The following is a 17,016-nucleotide window of genomic DNA, read 5'->3' on the forward strand; positions in this document are numbered from 1 at the left end:
CTTACTTCTTGGACGAGGACTTGGGCCGCTGCGGCCCCTTGCGCTGGCCGGACTGGGCCCGGCTGCGGCCCCCGCCACCGGACTTGGGCGCCGCCTTGCTCGCCGACTCCGCCGGCTTGGCGTCCTGCGGCTCGTCGGACTTGCTCAGCGAGGTCGACGATGCGGAGGTCGTCTCGGCACCGGTCTTCTCGGCACCGCCCGCGGGCTTGGGACCACCGGTGGCCTGGCGCTTGGACTTGGGCTGCCGCTTGGGCTGCTGACGCTTCGGGGCGGCCGCGGTGGTCGGCGTGCCGTCCTCGGTCACGGTGGCCACCGCGGTCTCGCTCTTCGCGACGGTGCCGTCGGTCTGGGCCGCGAGACCGGCCTTGCTCAGGCCGTTGATGAACTTGCGCTCGTAGTCGTTGCGGTCCCGGCCCTTGGCGACGATGGCCTTGACGATGGCACGCTCGCGCCGGTTGCGGGTCTTGCCGTGGTGCGTGACGTGCTTGTACAGCCGGTCCAGGTAGGCGGCCTGGGCCTTGGAACCCGGGGTCGGGTTGTTGTGGATGACGTACATCTGCTGGCCCATGGTCCACACGTTGGTGGTCAGCCAGTAGACGAGGACACCGACCGGGAAGTTGATGCCGAAGACGGCGAAGATGACCGGGAAGATGTACATCAGCATCTTCTGCTGCTGCATGAACGGCGTCTTCACCGAGGTGTCGACGTTCTTCGTCATCAGCTGGCGCTGCGTGTAGAACTGCGACAGCGACATCAGAACGATCATGATCGCCGTGACGATCCGCACATCGAGGATCGAGGAACCGAGCGCCTCGACCTTGTCCGCGTTGTCGGTGAACTTCGCCGCGAGCGGGGCGCCGAAGATGTGCGCCTTCTGCGCGCTTTCCAGCAGCCGCTCGTTGATCACACCGATGGTGTCGTTCGAGGCGATGCTGTTGAGCACGTGGTACAGGGCGAAGAAGAACGGCGACTGCGCCAGGATGGGAAGGCACGAGGAGAGCGGGTTGGTGCCCGTCTCCTTGTACAGCTTCATCATCTCTTCGGACTGACGCTGCTTGTCGTTCTTGTAGCGCTCCTGGATCTTCTTCATCTCGGGCTGGAGCGTCTGCATGGCCCGGGTCGCCTTGATCTGCTTCACGAAGAGCGGAATCAGGCAGATGCGGATCAGGATCACCAGCGACACGATGGACAGGCCCCAGGCCCAGCCCGTGTCAGGGCCGAAGAGCGCACCGTACAGCGAGTGGAACTGGACGATGACCCACGAAACGGGTGTGGTGATGAAGCTGAAGAGGCTGGCAATCGTGTCCACTAATCATGCTCCTTGGGCATGGGACGGGGTCTCTGCGGCCGGGCTCGAAGGAATGTCGCTCGAAGGACTCGGAGGAACATTCTCTTCGGTGGCCGTTTCGGCGGCGGAGGGCCCGCCCTTGCGTGCGCGCCATGCGTTGCGCAGCAACTCGTGCCACCGCGGACGCTTGCGCGGCGGGACATGGTCCACACCGCCCAGCGACCACGGATTGCAGCGCAGGATGCGCCAGGCCGTAAGTGCGGTGCCCTTGAGGGCACCGTGCCGGTCTATGGCCGTGTAGCCGTAGTGGGAACACGACGGGTAGTACTTGCACACCGGCCCGAGCAGTGGGCTGATGGTCCACTGGTAGAGCTTGATCAGCGCCAGCAGCGGGTATTTCATCGCGCGCCCCCTCCCAGCAGCCGCTGCAGGGCGGCATCCAGGTCTCGGGCCAGCTGTGCGTGGTCGGCGTCGCCCGCACCGGGCAGCGCTCGTACGACTACCAGGCTACCGGGGGGCAGCAGGTCGACCCGGTCACGCATCAGATGGCGCAGTCGGCGCTTCACTGTGTTGCGCACGACCGCTCCGCCCACGGCCTTGCTGACGACGAAACCCGCACGCGTCGGGGGAGCGCTCTCCCCAGGCGCGTGCGGGTCCGTGGCACCGCTACGAAGGTGGACGACGAGGAGCGGGCGTCCGGCCCGGCGCCCTCGTCGTACCGCGGTCGCGAAGTCCTCGCGCCGCCTCAGCCGGTTCTCGGTGGGCAGCACGACGTCATGACCTGATCGGGATCAGGCGGACAGGCGGGCGCGACCCTTGCTACGGCGGGACGCGAGAATCGCGCGGCCGGCACGGGTGCGCATACGCAGCCGGAAGCCGTGGGTCTTGGCGCGACGACGGTTGTTCGGCTGGAAGGTGCGCTTGCTCACTCGGGGGCTCCAGTAAGAAATCGGGGTTTGCGGGGTGCCGTCCTGGCTGTCACCGTGCGCCCACGAGTAGCTCGCGTTACGCCCGAGTGCACCGCTTTCCGATCACCTTGACGCGATCTGTGCCCATCGGAGGCAGGCGGCAGCAGCCATCGACAACTCGACCTGGTTACGGTACGCGCGGCTACGCCATCCGGTCAAACCAGGGGCCGCGGGGAGACACTGTCCACAGCCTGGGGACAACAACTTGAACCGCACCCGTCGCCCTGACTACCGTGGCTGGACTCCGATTCGTTCCCTTATCCCCGCCCGACCCGATTTACATCCCGACCCGTCCCACAACCACACGTTCGTGGGACCCGTGAGAGAGCGTGCCCTGTGGCTGACGTACCTGCCGATCTTGCCGCAGTGTGGCCACGCGTACTCGAGCAGCTTCTCGGTGAGGGCCGTGGGCAGGGTGTCGAGGCCAAGGACGAGCACTGGATCCGGCGCTGCCAGCCCCTCGCGCTGGTCGCCGACACCGCGCTGCTCGCCGTACCCAACGAGTTCGCCAAGGGTGTCCTGGAGGGACGCCTCGCACCGGTCGTGAGCGAGACGCTGAGCCGTGAGTGCGGTCGCCCCATCCGGATCGCGATCACCGTCGACGACTCCGCGGGCGAGCCCCCGCCGTCCCCGCCGGCGCTCCCCGCCCAGCCCCAGCCGCGCTACGAGGAGCACGAGCTTCCGTCGTCCGGTCCGTACGAGGGGTACGGGCGCCACCGCGCCGAGCAGCGCCCGGGTTCGCCCGGCGACCAGCTCCCCAACCCGCGCCCCGCCTATCCGTCGGAGTACCAGCGCCCCGAGCCGGGCGCCTGGCCGCGGCCGTCCCAGGACGAGTACAGCTGGCAGCAGCCGCGTCTGGGCTTCCCGGAGCGGGACCCGTACGCGTCGCCGTCTCAGGACTCCTACGGCTCACAGGATTCGTACGGCCCGCAGGACTCCTACGGCCCCCCGTCCCACGACTCCTACGGCCCGCCCGCGCAGGACTACCGCCCGCCGGGCCGGGAACGGCCGTACGACCAGCAGCGCTCCGAATACGATCCGTCACGCGGCGACTACGACCAGCGCGACGCCCGGCGGGAGCTGCCCGAGCAGTCGGTCGGCGGCGGGCAGGTGCACCGCGGCCCGGTCGGCGCCGCGCCGCCGGTGTCCAGCGGCGCCCCCGGCCCGCTGGCCGCGCAGCCCGCGCCGGCGACCGGTCCCGGTGAGCCGACCGCGCGGCTGAACCCGAAGTACCTCTTCGACACGTTCGTCATCGGGGCGTCGAACCGTTTCGCCCATGCGGCCGCGGTGGCCGTCGCGGAGGCGCCGGCGAAGGCCTACAACCCCCTGTTCATCTACGGGGAGTCGGGTCTCGGCAAGACGCACCTGCTGCACGCGATCGGACACTACGCGCGGAGCCTGTACCCGGGCACGCGCGTGCGGTACGTGAGCTCGGAGGAGTTCACCAACGAGTTCATCAACTCCATCCGCGACGGCAAGGGCGACAGTTTCCGCAAGCGGTACCGCGAGATGGACATCCTGCTGGTCGACGACATCCAGTTCCTGGCGGACAAGGAGTCGACGCAGGAGGAGTTCTTCCACACCTTCAACACCCTGCACAACGCGAACAAGCAGATCGTGCTGTCCAGCGACCGGCCGCCGAAGCAGCTGGTGACGCTGGAGGACCGGCTGCGGAACCGTTTCGAGTGGGGCCTGATCACGGACGTCCAGCCGCCGGAGCTGGAGACGCGCATCGCGATCCTGCGCAAGAAGGCGGTGCAGGAACAGCTCAACGCCCCGCCGGAGGTGCTGGAGTTCATCGCCTCGCGGATCTCACGGAACATCCGTGAGCTGGAGGGCGCGCTGATCAGGGTGACGGCGTTCGCCTCGCTCAACCGGCAGCCGGTGGACCTGGGGCTGACGGAGATCGTCCTCAAGGACCTGATCCCCGGCGGCGAGGACTCCACCCCGGAGATCACCTCGACGGCCATCATGAGCGCGACCGCCGACTACTTCGGTCTGACGGTGGAGGACCTGTGCGGCAGCTCGCGGGGCCGCCAGCTCGTCACGGCCCGGCAGATCGCCATGTACCTGTGCCGTGAGCTGACGGATCTGTCGCTGCCGAAGATCGGCGCGCTGTTCGGCGGCCGCGACCACACGACGGTGATGCACGCGGACCGCAAGATCCGCAATCTGATGGCCGAGCGGCGCTCCATCTACAACCAGGTGACCGAGCTGACGAACCGCATCAAGAACGGCTGACAGCAGCCGCCGTACGCCGCCGAGGGCGCTCCGGGACACGATCCCCGGGGCGCCCTTCGTCGTTCCGCCGACAGGGGGTGTTCGAATGCGCGGCACGTTACGGCCTCCCTCCACAGATTCGGGAAGTTTTTCCCGTCCACATGCTGGGGACTGCCGAGTTGTCCAGATCGCGTCCACAGGCGCGCCTGTCGACAGACCATCAACCCAGGTCAACCGCTTGTGGATTGGTGGACGAACGCTCTCCACAGACTGTGGACAGATGACGGATCCACAACCTGTGCACGGAGTTGTCCACGGGCAACCCACAGGCTGGAGGCGGTTGTCCCCAGCGATCCCCAGCTTCTCCACAGCCCTGTCCACTGTTCGGCAACCCGACGCGCCTGCTCACCGGGGCGAGTGAAAGGCGTCACACCGAGGTGCCGGGTTGGGCTGTGGGAAAGGTGGGTAAACCTGGGGACGGCGCTGGGGAGAAGTCGCCTCCCCCTGTGCACGGGGTGTGCAGAACTTTCTTTTCTCCACAGACGGCCCCGGTTGTCCACCGCCGCCGCCCACAGGCCCCGTGGACAAAATCTCGGCTCTGAGCTGCGCAAACGAGGTTATCCACGGTATCCACAGGCCCTACTACTACTCCCGACCATAGAGAGCGGGGAATTCGTTTCGAAGGGGGTCCTGTGCACAACTCGCCCTGCGGTGCCCGGCTGCCCCTCGTCACGACTTGACCCCGAGAGGCACCTACTGTCAGTGCGGTGCGTCAGACTGGTCCCGGTGTCCTTCCCTTCCCATGGGCCGGTGACACCGAGACAGACCACGAAGCCAGGCAGGGCGAGAAGCGCCGGCAACAGCAGGAGGCGGCAACAGTGAAGATCCGGGTGGAACGCGACGTACTCGCGGAGGCCGTGGCCTGGGCGGCGCGCAGCCTCCCGGCCCGCCCGCCGGCGCCTGTCCTCGCCGGCCTGCTGCTGAAGGCCGAGGACGGCCAGCTGAGCCTGTCCAGCTTCGACTACGAGGTCTCCGCACGCGTGTCGGTGGAGGCGGAGGTCGAGGAGGAGGGCACGGTCCTCGTCTCCGGCCGCCTGCTCGCCGACATCTCCCGCGCCCTCCCCAACCGGCCGGTGGAGATTTCCACAGACGGTGTACGGGCGACGGTGATGTGCGGCTCCTCGCGGTTCACACTCCACACCCTGCCTGTGGAGGAGTACCCGGCGCTGCCGCAGATGCCGAACGCCACGGGCACGGTCCCCGGCGAGGTCTTCGCCGCCGCGGCGGCCCAGGTCGCCATCGCCGCCGGGCGGGACGACACGCTGCCGGTGCTCACCGGTGTGCGCATCGAGATTGAGGGCGACAAGGTCACCCTGGCCTCGACCGACCGCTACCGCTTCGCGGTCCGCGAGTTCCTGTGGAAGCCGGAGAACCCGGACGCCTCGGCGGTCGCCCTGGTGCCCGCCAAGACGCTCCTGGACACCGCCAAGTCGCTGACCAGTGGCGACAGCGTGACGCTCGCGCTGTCCGGCTCGGGCGCGGGCGAAGGCCTGATCGGTTTCGAAGGCGCCGGACGGCGTACGACGACCCGCCTGCTGGAGGGCGACCTCCCGAAGTACCGCACGCTGTTCCCGACGGAGTTCAACAGCATCGCCGTCATCGAGACCGCCCCGTTCGTCGAGGCCGTCAAGCGTGTGGCCCTGGTCGCCGAGCGGAACACTCCGGTGCGGCTCAGCTTCGAGCAGGGCGTGCTCATCCTGGAGGCCGGCTCCAGCGACGACGCACAGGCTGTGGAAAGGGTCGACGCGCAGCTGGAGGGCGACGACATCTCGATCGCCTTCAACCCGACCTTCCTGCTGGACGGCCTGAGCGCCATCGACTCCCCGGTGGCCCAGCTGTCCTTCACGACCTCCACCAAGCCCGCGCTGCTCAGCGGCAAGCCGGCGCTGGACGCCGAAGCGGACGAGTCGTACAAGTACCTGATCATGCCGGTGCGCCTGAGCGGCTGACACGGGCGGGCCGAGCAGGCCGGTGATCCACGGCCCTCGCGGCGGTGGATCACCGGGTGGCCGAAGCCGCAGGTGAGGGCGGTACGCGTGAGCGCGTATGCCCACAGATGTGCGCGACAGTCCGGGTTTAGGCTCGGACGCAGGTACGAAAGTGCCACCACGCCATCTCGCAACACCTGTCGCAACCTAAGGAACACAACTGATGGAGCTCGGTCTCGTCGGCCTCGGCAAGATGGGCGGCAACATGCGCGAGCGGATCCGCCGCGCGGGCCACACCGTCGTCGGATACGACCGCAACCCGGACCTCGCCGACGTCCACAGCCTCGAAGAGCTTGTGGACAAGCTCAGTGGCCCGCGCGTCGTGTGGGTGATGGTCCCGGCCGGTGCCCCCACCCAGTCGACCATCGACCAGCTGGCCGAGCTGCTGGAGCCCGGTGACGTCGTTGTGGACGGCGGCAACTCCCGCTGGACGGACGACGAGAAGCACGCCGAGGAGCTGGCCGCCAAGGGCATCGGCTTCGTCGACTGCGGTGTCTCCGGCGGCGTCTGGGGCCTGGAGAACGGCTATGCGCTGATGTACGGCGGCGACGCGGAGAACGTCGCCAGGGTCCAGCCGATCTTCGACGCGCTCAAGCCCGAGGGCGACTTCGGCTCCGTGCACGCCGGCAAGGTCGGAGCGGGCCACTTCGCGAAGATGGTCCACAACGGCATCGAGTACGCCATGATGCAGGCCTACGCCGAGGGCTGGGAGCTGCTGGAGAAGGTCGACTCGGTGACCGACGTCCGGGAGGTGTTCCGCTCCTGGCAGGAGGGCACCGTCATACGCTCCTGGCTGCTCGACCTCGCGGTCAACGCCCTCGACGAGGACGAACACCTGGAGAAGCTGCGCGGTTATGCACAGGACTCCGGTGAGGGCCGCTGGACTGTGGAAGCCGCCATCGACAACGCCGTGCCGCTGCCCGCGATCACGGCCTCCCTCTTCGCGCGGTTCGCCTCGCGCCAGGAGGATTCCCCGCAGATGAAGATGATCGCGGCGCTGCGGAACCAGTTCGGCGGCCACGCGGTCGAGAAGAAGTAACCAGCACCTGGAGCACGGGAGGAGGTCGGCGCACCACCATGCACGTCACGCATCTGTCGCTCGCCGACTTCCGCTCGTACGCCCGGGTCGAGGTCCCGCTCGACCCGGGCGTCACCGCCTTCGTCGGCCCCAACGGCCAGGGCAAGACGAACCTCGTCGAGGCCGTCGGTTACCTCGCCACCCTCGGCAGCCACCGTGTCTCCTCCGACGCCCCCCTCGTCCGCGTGGGCGCCGACCGGGCGATCGTCCGCGCCCAGGTCCGGCAGGGCGACCGGCAGCAACTGGTCGAGCTGGAGCTGAACCCGGGCCGTGCCAACCGCGCCCGGATCAACAGGTCCTCGCAGGTCAGGCCGCGCGACGTGCTCGGCATCGTCCGGACCGTGCTGTTCGCCCCCGAGGACCTCGCCCTGGTGAAGGGCGATCCCGGCGAGCGGCGCCGCTTCCTCGACGAGCTGATCACCGCCCGCTCCCCGCGCATGGCCGGCGTGCGCTCCGACTACGACCGGGTCCTCAAGCAGCGCAACACCTTGCTGAAGTCGGCCGCGCTGGCACGCCGCCACGGGGGCCGCTCGATGGACCTGTCCACCCTCGACGTGTGGGACCAGCACCTTGCGCGCGCGGGTGCCGAGGTGCTCGCACAGCGCCTCGAACTGATCTCCGCGCTCCAGCCGCTCGCCGACAAGGCGTACGAGCAGCTGGCCCCCGGCGGCGGCCCGGTCGCCCTGGAGTACAAGCCGTCGTCCCCGGGCGACGCCCACACGCGCGAGGCCCTCTTCGAACAGCTCATGGCGGCGCTCGCGGAGGCCCGCAAGCAGGAGATCGAGCGGGGCGTGACCCTGGTGGGACCGCACCGGGACGATCTCACCCTCATGCTCGGTGAAATGCCCGCCAAGGGGTACGCCTCCCACGGCGAGTCCTGGTCCTACGCGCTGGCGCTGCGCCTCGCCTCGTACGACCTGCTGCGCGCCGAGGGCAACGAGCCCGTGCTGATCCTCGACGACGTCTTCGCCGAGCTCGACACCCGCCGCCGCGAGCGGCTGGCCGAGCTGGTCGCGCCTGGTGAGCAGGTGCTCGTGACGGCCGCGGTCGACGACGACGTACCGCATGTGCTGGTGGGGGCGCGGTACACCGTGGCCGACGGGACGGTGGAGCGCGCATGACGGCGGACGGACCGGCCCCCGAGCAGCCTCAGCCCTCCGGCGTCGACCTCGCGCGCGTGGCGCTGCGGGCGGCGAAGGAGGCCGCACGCGCGCGTGGGGACGCGGTGCAGCAGAAGAGGCAGGCGCGCCGCGGTGGCCTGCGCTCCGGCGCGCGCGCCGACGGCCGCGATCCCCTGGCGCTCGGCGCCGCGATCAACCGCCTGATCAGTGAGCGCGGCTGGGAGGCGCCGGCCGCGGTGGGCGGCGTGATGGGCCGCTGGCCGCAGATCGTCGGCGACGACGTCGCCAAGCACTGCGTCCCGGAGAAGTACGACGAGGACGAGCGGGTGCTGGTCGTGCGCTGCGACTCGACCGCCTGGGCCACCAACCTGCGCCTGCTGGCCCCCACGCTGGTGGCCCGGCTCAACGAGGACCTGGGCCACGGCGCCGTCAAGGCGATCAAAGTGCTCGGCCCCGGCGGCCCCGCCCGTCGCTACGGCCCCTTGCGCGCCCCCGGAAGCACCGGGCCCGGCGACACCTACGGGTGAGCGCCGACGGCTGAGCCGCGACCACGAGCCCCTTGACGCGCCCCCGGATCGCCACCGCCGAGGGTGAGCTGCGTCACGTCTCGCGGGTGACCGACATCACGTTCTCGGTGCCCGGCGGTCGGCGTCGTCCACAGGCGCGGACTGATCGTCGTACGACCGCACGCGGTTGCGAATCCTGAGCTGACCCTGGAGTAGCGAAGGGTTGACGCCTCGAAGCGCTGAGTGCCGCTGTGAGCCTCTTGGAGCCCCCTTCCACATATCGGGACCCGGCCGAGGACGGTTCAGGGCGGCACATGCGTACTCAGGTACCGGCAAACCCCCATCACTGTCGGCGCTACCGGTAGACTGGGAGGCAATCCCGCCCCGAACGTGGGGACCGTCCGGGAAAAGCTGAGCAACGCTGAACAAGGCTGACCAACGCAACATGCCGCAGCCGCTCCGGCAACCCGCCGACGAGCCCGGCTCGTGCTGTGCCAGAAAGGGCGCTTCGTGGCCGATTCCGGCAACCCCAACGAGAACATTCCGTCCACCGACGCCGGCGTGAACGCCGCGGCCAACGCATCGAACGGCGAGGTCACGGCCTCGTACGACGCCAGCGCCATCACCGTCCTCGAGGGTCTGGACGCGGTCCGCAAGCGACCCGGCATGTACATCGGCTCGACCGGCGAACGAGGACTGCACCACCTGGTGTACGAGGTCGTCGACAACTCCGTCGACGAGGCGCTGGCCGGATACGCCGACACCATCGACGTCACGATCCTCGCCGACGGCGGCATCCGGGTCGTCGACAACGGCCGAGGCATCCCGGTGGGCATCGTCCCGTCCGAGAACAAGCCGGCCCTCGAGGTCGTGCTGACCGTGCTGCACGCGGGCGGCAAGTTCGGCGGCGGCGGGTACGCGGTCTCCGGCGGCCTGCACGGCGTGGGCGTCTCCGTCGTCAACGCCCTGTCCTCCAAGGTCGCCGTCGAGGTGAAGACCGACGGCCACCGCTGGACGCAGGACTACAAGATGGGCGTCCCGACGGCCCCGCTCGCGCAGCACGAGGCCACCGAGGAGACCGGCACCTCGGTCACCTTCTGGGCCGACGGCGACATCTTCGAGACCACCGACTACTCCTTCGAGACGCTCTCCCGGCGTTTCCAGGAGATGGCCTTCCTCAACAAGGGCCTGACGATCAAGCTCACCGACGAGCGCGAGTCGGCCAAGGCCACGGCGGGCGCGGACGAGGCGGGTGCGGACGAGAAGCAGGAGCCCAAGACCGTCACGTACCACTACGAGGGCGGCATCGTCGACTTCGTGACCTACCTCAACTCCCGCAAGGGAGACGTGGTGCACCCGTCCGTCATCGACCTCCAGGCGGAGGACAAGGAGAAGAACCTCTCCCTCGAGGTCGCGATGCAGTGGAACAACGGGTACACCGAGGGTGTCTACTCGTTCGCCAACATCATCCACACCCACGAGGGCGGTACGCACGAGGAGGGCTTCCGCGCCGCGCTGACCTCGCTGATCAACAAGTACGCGCGCGACAAGAAGCTGCTGCGGGAGAAGGACGACAACCTCACGGGTGACGACATCCGCGAGGGTCTGACGGCGATCATCTCGGTCAAGCTGAGCGAGCCTCAGTTCGAGGGCCAGACCAAGACCAAGCTGGGCAACACGGAGGCGAAGACCTTCGTGCAGAAGGTGGTCTACGAGCACCTCAGCGACTGGCTGGACCGCAACCCGAACGAAGGCGCGGACATCGTCCGCAAGGGCATCCAGGCGGCCACCGCGCGCGTCGCGGCCCGCAAGGCGCGCGACCTGACCCGTCGCAAGGGCCTGCTGGAGAGCGCGTCGCTGCCGGGCAAGCTCTCCGACTGCCAGTCGAACGACCCGACGAAGTGCGAGATCTTCATCGTCGAGGGTGACTCCGCCGGCGGCTCGGCCAAGTCCGGCCGCAACCCGGAGTACCAGGCGATCCTCCCGATCCGCGGCAAGATCCTCAACGTCGAGAAGGCGCGGATCGACAAGATCCTGCAGAACCAGGAGATCCAGGCGCTGATCTCCGCCTTCGGCACCGGCGTGCACGAGGACTTCGACATCGAGAAGCTGCGCTACCACAAGATCATCCTGATGGCGGACGCCGACGTCGACGGCCAGCACATCAACACCCTGCTGCTGACCTTCCTGTTCCGCTTCATGCGGCCGCTGGTCGAGGCGGGCCACGTGTTCCTGTCCCGTCCCCCGCTGTACAAGATCAAGTGGGGCCGGGAGGACGTCGACTACGCGTACTCCGACCGCGAGCGCGACGCGCTGATCGAGATGGGCCGTCAGCGCGGCAAGAGGGTCAGGGAGGACTCGATCCAGCGCTTCAAGGGTCTCGGTGAGATGAACGCCGAGGAGCTGCGCATCACCACGATGGACCAGGAGCACCGCGTCCTCGGCCAGGTCACCCTCGACGACGCCGCACAGGCCGACGAACTGTTCTCGGTCCTCATGGGCGAGGACGTCGAGGCCCGCCGCGCGTTCATCCAGCGCAACGCCAAGGACGTCCGCTTCCTCGACATCTGAGTCGGTCCCAGCTGACCGCACCAGGAAGGATCTTCACCAGCCATGGCCGACGAGAACACTCCTGTCATGCCCGAGGACGAGGGCCAGACCCTCCGCGTCGAGCCCGTCGGGCTCGAGACGGAGATGCAGCGCTCGTACCTCGACTACGCGATGTCCGTCATCGTCTCCCGCGCGCTGCCGGACGTCCGGGACGGCCTCAAGCCCGTCCACCGCCGTGTCCTGTACGCGATGTACGACGGCGGCTACCGCCCCGAGCGCGGCTTCTACAAGTGCGCCCGCGTCGTCGGCGACGTCATGGGCAACTACCACCCGCACGGCGACAGCTCGATCTACGACGCCCTGGTCCGTCTCGCCCAGCCGTGGGCGATGCGGATGCCTCTCGTCGACTCCAACGGCAACTTCGGCTCGCCGGGCAACGACCCGGCGGCGGCCATGCGCTACACCGAGTGCAAGATGGCGCCGCTGTCGATGGAGATGGTCCGCGACATCGACGAGGAGACCGTCGACTTCACGGACAACTACGACGGCCGCTCCCAGGAGCCGACCGTCCTGCCCGCCCGCTTCCCGAACCTGCTGATCAACGGCTCCGCCGGCATCGCGGTCGGCATGGCGACCAACATCCCGCCGCACAACCTGCGCGAGGTCGCGTCCGGCGCCCAGTGGTACCTGGAGCACCCCGAGGCCAGCCACGAGGAGCTGCTCGACGCGCTCATCGAGCGCATCAAGGGCCCCGACTTCCCGACCGGCGCCCTGGTGGTGGGCCGCAAGGGCATCGAGGAGGCGTACCGCACCGGCCGCGGCTCCATCACCATGCGCGCGGTGGTCGAGGTCGAGGAGATCCAGGGCCGCCAGTGCCTGGTGGTCACCGAGCTGCCGTACCAGACGAACCCGGACAATCTCGCGCAGAAGATCGCCGACCTGGTGAAGGACGGCAAGATCGGCGGCATCGCGGACGTCCGGGACGAGACCAGCTCCCGCACCGGTCAGCGTCTGGTCATCGTGCTGAAGAGGGACGCGGTCGCCAAGGTCGTGCTGAACAACCTCTACAAGCACACCGATCTGCAGACGAACTTCGGCGCCAACATGCTGGCGCTGGTCGACGGCGTGCCGCGCACGCTGTCGCTGGACGCGTTCATCCGGCACTGGGTGACGCACCAGATCGAGGTCATCGTCCGCCGCACGCGCTTCAGGCTGCGCAAGGCCGAGGAGCGGGCGCACATCCTGCGCGGCCTGCTGAAGGCGCTGGACGCCATCGACGACGTCATCGCGCTGATCCGGGCCAGTGAGACGGTCGAGGTCGCCCGCACGGGCCTGATGGACCTCCTGGAGATCGACGAGATCCAGGCGAACGCGATCCTGGAGATGCAGCTCCGCCGACTGGCCGCCCTGGAGCGCCAGAAGATCGTCCAGGAGCACGACGAGCTCCAGGCGAAGATCAACGAGTACAACGAGATCCTGGCCTCGCCGGTCCGCCAGCGCGGCATCGTCAGCGAGGAACTCGCCGCGCTCGTCGAGAAGTACGGCGACGACCGCAAGACCCAGCTGATCCCCTACGACGGTGACATGTCCATCGAGGACCTGATCGCCGAGGAGGACATCGTCGTCACCGTCACCCGCGGCGGTTACGTCAAGCGCACCAAGACGGACGACTACCGGGCGCAGAAGCGCGGCGGCAAGGGCGTGCGCGGCGCGAAGCTGAAGGAAGACGACATCGTCGACCACTTCTTCGTGTCGACCACGCACCACTGGCTGCTGTTCTTCACCAACAAGGGCCGGGTCTACCGCGCGAAGGCCTACGAGCTGCCCGACGCGGGCCGCGATGCGCGTGGGCAGCACGTCGCCAACCTGCTGGCCTTCCAGCCGGACGAGGCGATCGCCGAGATCCTGGCGATCCGCGACTACGAGGCGGCGCCGTACCTGGTCCTGGCCACCAAGGGCGGCCTGGTGAAGAAGACCTCGTTGAAGGACTACGACTCCCCGCGTTCGGGTGGTGTCATCGCGATCAACCTGCGTGAGCGGGAGGACGGTTCCGACGACGAACTGATCGGAGCCGAACTCGTGTCGCCTGACGACGATCTTCTGCTGATCAGCAAGAAGGCGCAGTCGATCAGGTTCACCGCGACGGACGAGTCTCTTCGCCCGATGGGACGTGCCACATCGGGCGTCAAGGGCATGAGTTTCCGTGCGGGAGACGAACTGCTCTCGATGAATGTTGTTCGACCCGGTACGTTCGTGTTCACTGCCACCGACGGCGGGTACGCAAAGCGGACCGCTGTCGACGAGTACCGCGTCCAGGGTCGCGGCGGCCTCGGCATCAAGGCTGCCAAGATCGTCGAGGACCGTGGTTCGCTCGTCGGCGCGCTGGTGGTCGAGGAGACCGACGAGATCCTCGCCATCACGCTGTCCGGCGGTGTGATTCGCACGCGAGTCAACGAGGTCAGGGAGACGGGCCGTGACACCATGGGCGTCCAACTGATCAATCTGGGCAAGCGCGATGCCGTCGTCGGCATCGCACGTAACGCCGAAGCGGGACGCGAGGCGGAGGAGGTCGACGGCGATCTGGCCGCCGACGAGACCGCCGAGAGTGCCGTCACCACCGGCACGGACGAGGGCGAGGCGCCCTCGGCCGAGTAGCACGAGGAGTGAGTCAGCGTGAGCGGAGCCACGGGCGCCGGATCGACCGGTATCCCGGCCGGTACCTCGACCGGCGCGGAGACGGACGGCGGCGGCCGTGGCTCCGCCGCGCCTGCGACGGACTCGCACACCACCCAGCTACGGGCGATCAAGTCACCCGCCAAGGATGCGCAGACGCCCTCCAACTCGCCTGACACTCATGGATCCCAGGGGGGAACTGTGACGGACACCCGAGGCCCGCAGACCCAGCAGTACGCGGCTGGAGCGGGCTCGGCCGCTCCGGGCGCCCAGCCGCAGGCCGCCCCGGCGGCGGGAGCACAGCAGACGGTCTCCCCGCTGCCCGGGGAGCGGCAGCCGGAGCAGCAGCCCTCCGGGCCGTACCACCCGCCGCAGGCCTACCAGACGCCCGCTCCCGGGAACGCGGTACGCCGGCCGCGCACCGGGGCGCGCACCACGCCGCGCGTGCGCAAGGCGCGGCTGCGGGTGGCCAAGGCCGACCCGTGGTCGGTGATGAAGGTCAGCTTCCTGCTCTCCATCGCGCTCGGCATCTGCACGATCGTGGCGTCGGCGGTGCTGTGGATGGTCATGGACGCCATGGGCGTCTTCTCCACGGTCGGCGGCACGATCTCCGAGGCGACCGGCTCGAACGAGTCGAACGGCTTCGACCTGCAGGCGTTCCTGTCCCTGCCCAACGTCCTGATGTTCACCGCGATCATCGCGGTCATCGACGTCGTCCTGGCGACGGCGCTGGCGACGCTCGGCGCGTTCATCTACAACCTCTCCGCGGGCTTCGTCGGCGGAGTGGAGCTGACGCTGGCCGAGGACGAGTGACGGGTCCCTCAAACGTCCCGCGACTATCGATTTTGGGACTGCCCCGGTCGTGCGCTAATCTTCAGGAGTCAGCGCGCGGGACACACACCGCAGAGCGCGGCGGGGCTATAGCTCAGTTGGTTAGAGCGCATCCCTGATAAGGATGAGGCCACAGGTTCAAATCCTGTTAGCCCCACCAACATGAAGACCCCCGGTCCACTTGGGCCGGGGGTCTTTGACATCCACGGTGACATCAACCGATGAGTGGATCTTCCAGAAGTTCGGCGAGCATGCCGACCGCTTCCCGCTCGCTGTCGCCGACCACGTGCGTGTAGACGTCCATGGTCATGCTGACTGTGCCGGAGGATCGCCTGGGCGACCTTGGGATGTACCTTCAGGAAGGCCAACGGGGTTCCGCAGGTGTGCCGAGCGAGGCGGACCGTGATCCGGCGGACCCCGGCGCGCTGCACGAGCCGGTCGAAGGTCCTGGAGAAGCCCACCGGGTCGATCGTGCCGCCGTGCTCCGCGGAGAAGATCAGGTCATGGTCCTGCTCCTTCCGGCGTAGGTCCACTGGGCGAGCACGAGGGAGGTTGCCTCCGGGGTGTCGTTGGGGTCGGGCAGGCCGGATTCACGAGCCGACTCCTGACACTGACGCGCCTTCGGCTTGACCCAGGCGGGAGCTGTTACAGATTTCTCTGCCTCGTCAAGCACCCGGCTGCGCTCCGCTCCGCCGGGCGGGCTCCCGGCTCCGCTCCGGGCGCCGCTCCTGCCTTCGGCCCGCTCCGCCCCGGCTGCGCCGACGCGCGCCCACATGTGGATGGGCCGGTGGCCATGAGTCGATCACCGCATAGAGCGGCCCACGGCCAAGACGATGGTTGCGGACGCTGCCCCCTCCGGAACAACGAAGAGACCACCCATCCGGCCGGGGTGGTCTCTTTGTTCCGGGGCCTGTCCGACGGGTCGCGTCACCGACCCCGCACCCGACAGCACTGTCACCCGAATGGCCCAATAAGACGTGCCACCCACATGGGTGAACATGAAGCTGATTAGTGCCCCAACCGAGGCAATCCGTGAAAGGCGAACCACATGCGCATTCGACGAATCCTCGCCGCAGTCATCGCCACGGCAGCCCTCGCCGGACTCGGCCTCACAGGCGCCGCCACCGCCACCGCCAGCAGCGTCACCGCGGTCGGCAGCGTCACCCCGGGTGAATGCACGGACGGCGGCGGAACGATCGATCGGTCGACGCCCGTGCTCCCGACCTGCAGGGGCGGTATGTACGACGGGCAGACGGTCGACTAAACCCCACTGGGGCCTGTTGCGAAAGTGACTCGGCGCCCCGCAGCCACACGCTGCGGGGCGCTCCCGCGTGAGCGTGGCCGGGGGAGTCGCAGGGACTGTGCCGACCCGTCGGGCACGCTGGGTCCGAGTCAGTTCGATTCTGGACGTGCAGCGCACAGTCGGGACGACCGAGTCCCCGCGGCAGTGGAAGGCGGACTACTTCACGCTCCGCCCGCTTCCCACCGCCCGACTTGTCCATCACTTCGGCACGGACCGCCCGACCGTGCAGCAGTACCAAGACGCGATGGCCCAGGCCCATGAGGCCCTGCGTACGGGGCGTCCCACGGTCGAGGACACGACTCTGCTCGGTGAGCACCGGATGAGCTGGACCGGCGTCTGTGCGGTCCCGTACACCGGCAGCGAACCCACCCGTGTCGGCTTCTTCGGTTCTTCCGGGGACTGAGACTCACCACCCACCGCGCAGCGCTCC

At 68.5% G+C, this 17,016-nt stretch carries 14 protein-coding genes, 1 tRNA gene and 1 pseudogene; 11 read left to right on the forward strand and 5 right to left on the reverse strand.

Going from position 1 to position 17,016, the window contains the following annotated elements; genetic code table 11:
* Position 1: 1 nt before the first annotated feature.
* Genes yidC through rpmH form a run of 4 tightly spaced genes read right to left on the reverse strand, consistent with a single transcriptional unit; the run spans position 2 to position 2,217 of the window.
* Positions 2 to 1,309, reverse strand: a complete 1,308-nt coding sequence (yidC, locus tag IPT68_RS18405) for a membrane protein insertase YidC (protein ID WP_189695982.1) — start codon at positions 1,307 to 1,309, stop codon at positions 2 to 4.
* A gap of 3 nt (positions 1,310 to 1,312) precedes the next feature.
* Positions 1,313 to 1,690 (reverse strand): membrane protein insertion efficiency factor YidD, encoded by a 378-nt coding sequence (yidD, locus tag IPT68_RS18410; RefSeq protein ID WP_189695981.1) that lies wholly within the window; start codon positions 1,688 to 1,690, stop codon positions 1,313 to 1,315.
* Positions 1,687 to 2,058: a ribonuclease P protein component gene (gene rnpA, locus IPT68_RS18415; protein WP_141316125.1), complete on the reverse strand. Its 372-nt coding sequence runs from the start codon at positions 2,056 to 2,058 to the stop codon at positions 1,687 to 1,689. The genes yidD and rnpA overlap by 4 nt, the downstream gene beginning before the upstream one ends.
* A gap of 21 nt (positions 2,059 to 2,079) precedes the next feature.
* Positions 2,080 to 2,217 carry a 50S ribosomal protein L34 gene (gene rpmH / locus IPT68_RS18420; protein ID WP_003956500.1) on the reverse strand — a complete coding sequence of 46 codons (138 nt, stop codon included), beginning with the start codon at positions 2,215 to 2,217 and terminating at the stop codon, positions 2,080 to 2,082.
* A 375-nt stretch (positions 2,218 to 2,592) separates the two neighbouring features.
* Between rpmH and dnaA the strand changes: the two genes are divergently transcribed.
* The 9 genes from dnaA to IPT68_RS18465 all read left to right on the forward strand — a co-directional run bounded on the left by dnaA (position 2,593) and on the right by IPT68_RS18465 (position 15,443).
* Positions 2,593 to 4,497: a chromosomal replication initiator protein DnaA gene (gene dnaA / locus IPT68_RS18425; RefSeq protein WP_189695980.1), complete on the forward strand. Its 1,905-nt coding sequence runs from the start codon at positions 2,593 to 2,595 to the stop codon at positions 4,495 to 4,497.
* A gap of 857 nt (positions 4,498 to 5,354) precedes the next feature.
* A complete protein-coding gene (dnaN, locus tag IPT68_RS18430; protein ID WP_189696198.1) occupies positions 5,355 to 6,485 on the forward strand; it encodes a DNA polymerase III subunit beta in 1,131 nt (376 codons plus the stop codon).
* A gap of 202 nt (positions 6,486 to 6,687) precedes the next feature.
* Complete coding sequence (gnd, locus tag IPT68_RS18435) at positions 6,688 to 7,563, forward strand: phosphogluconate dehydrogenase (NAD(+)-dependent, decarboxylating) (RefSeq protein ID WP_189695979.1); 876 nt, start codon at positions 6,688 to 6,690, stop codon at positions 7,561 to 7,563.
* Between the two features lie 38 nt (positions 7,564 to 7,601).
* Positions 7,602 to 8,723 carry a DNA replication/repair protein RecF gene (recF, locus tag IPT68_RS18440; RefSeq protein ID WP_189695978.1) on the forward strand — a complete coding sequence of 374 codons (1,122 nt, stop codon included), beginning with the start codon at positions 7,602 to 7,604 and terminating at the stop codon, positions 8,721 to 8,723.
* On the forward strand, positions 8,720 to 9,250 hold the full coding sequence (locus IPT68_RS18445; RefSeq protein WP_189695977.1) for a DUF721 domain-containing protein: 531 nt from the start codon (positions 8,720 to 8,722) through the stop codon (positions 9,248 to 9,250). The genes recF and IPT68_RS18445 overlap by 4 nt, the downstream gene beginning before the upstream one ends.
* Before the next feature lie 489 nt (positions 9,251 to 9,739).
* A complete protein-coding gene (gene gyrB / locus IPT68_RS18450) occupies positions 9,740 to 11,800 on the forward strand; it encodes a DNA topoisomerase (ATP-hydrolyzing) subunit B (RefSeq protein ID WP_189695976.1) in 2,061 nt (686 codons plus the stop codon).
* Between the two features lie 42 nt (positions 11,801 to 11,842).
* On the forward strand, positions 11,843 to 14,434 hold the full coding sequence (gene gyrA, locus IPT68_RS18455) for a DNA gyrase subunit A (RefSeq protein WP_189695975.1): 2,592 nt from the start codon (positions 11,843 to 11,845) through the stop codon (positions 14,432 to 14,434).
* An 18-nt stretch (positions 14,435 to 14,452) separates the two neighbouring features.
* Complete coding sequence (locus IPT68_RS18460; RefSeq protein WP_189695974.1) at positions 14,453 to 15,265, forward strand: DUF3566 domain-containing protein; 813 nt, start codon at positions 14,453 to 14,455, stop codon at positions 15,263 to 15,265.
* 101 nt (positions 15,266 to 15,366) lie between these two features.
* Positions 15,367 to 15,443: transfer RNA gene (locus IPT68_RS18465), tRNA-Ile, on the forward strand.
* 54 nt (positions 15,444 to 15,497) lie between these two features.
* On the opposite strand, the pseudogene IPT68_RS35220 reads toward IPT68_RS18465, so the two are convergent.
* A pseudogene (locus IPT68_RS35220) lies at positions 15,498 to 15,801 on the reverse strand (tyrosine-type recombinase/integrase); the annotation flags it as partial.
* Positions 15,802 to 16,331: 530 nt separating this feature from the next.
* Here IPT68_RS35220 and IPT68_RS18475 point away from each other — a divergent pair.
* Together IPT68_RS18475 and IPT68_RS18480 are read left to right on the forward strand one after the other, a co-directional pair.
* A complete protein-coding gene (locus IPT68_RS18475) occupies positions 16,332 to 16,547 on the forward strand; it encodes a hypothetical protein (protein ID WP_189695973.1) in 216 nt (71 codons plus the stop codon).
* A gap of 145 nt (positions 16,548 to 16,692) precedes the next feature.
* Complete coding sequence (locus tag IPT68_RS18480) at positions 16,693 to 16,989, forward strand: hypothetical protein (RefSeq protein ID WP_189695972.1); 297 nt, start codon at positions 16,693 to 16,695, stop codon at positions 16,987 to 16,989.
* The last annotated feature ends 27 nt before the right edge of the window (positions 16,990 to 17,016 follow it).

The sequence above is a fragment of the Streptomyces chromofuscus genome (assembly GCF_015160875.1).
Classification (GTDB): Bacteria; Actinomycetota; Actinomycetes; order Streptomycetales; family Streptomycetaceae; genus Streptomyces; species Streptomyces chromofuscus.

What these genes read in the sequence shown, in the direction of transcription:
- yidD (WP_189695981.1), bottom strand. Translation starts at nt 1,690, where the DNA reads ATGAAATACCCGCTGCTGGCGCTGATCAAGCTCTACCAGTGGACCATC.
- IPT68_RS18445 (WP_189695977.1), top strand. Translation starts at nt 8,720, where the DNA reads ATGACGGCGGACGGACCGGCCCCCGAGCAGCCTCAGCCCTCCGGCGTC.
- IPT68_RS18475 (WP_189695973.1), top strand. Translation starts at nt 16,332, where the DNA reads ATGCGCATTCGACGAATCCTCGCCGCAGTCATCGCCACGGCAGCCCTC.
- gyrA (WP_189695975.1), top strand. Translation starts at nt 11,843, where the DNA reads ATGGCCGACGAGAACACTCCTGTCATGCCCGAGGACGAGGGCCAGACC.
- gnd (WP_189695979.1), top strand. Translation starts at nt 6,688, where the DNA reads ATGGAGCTCGGTCTCGTCGGCCTCGGCAAGATGGGCGGCAACATGCGC.
- recF (WP_189695978.1), top strand. Translation starts at nt 7,602, where the DNA reads ATGCACGTCACGCATCTGTCGCTCGCCGACTTCCGCTCGTACGCCCGG.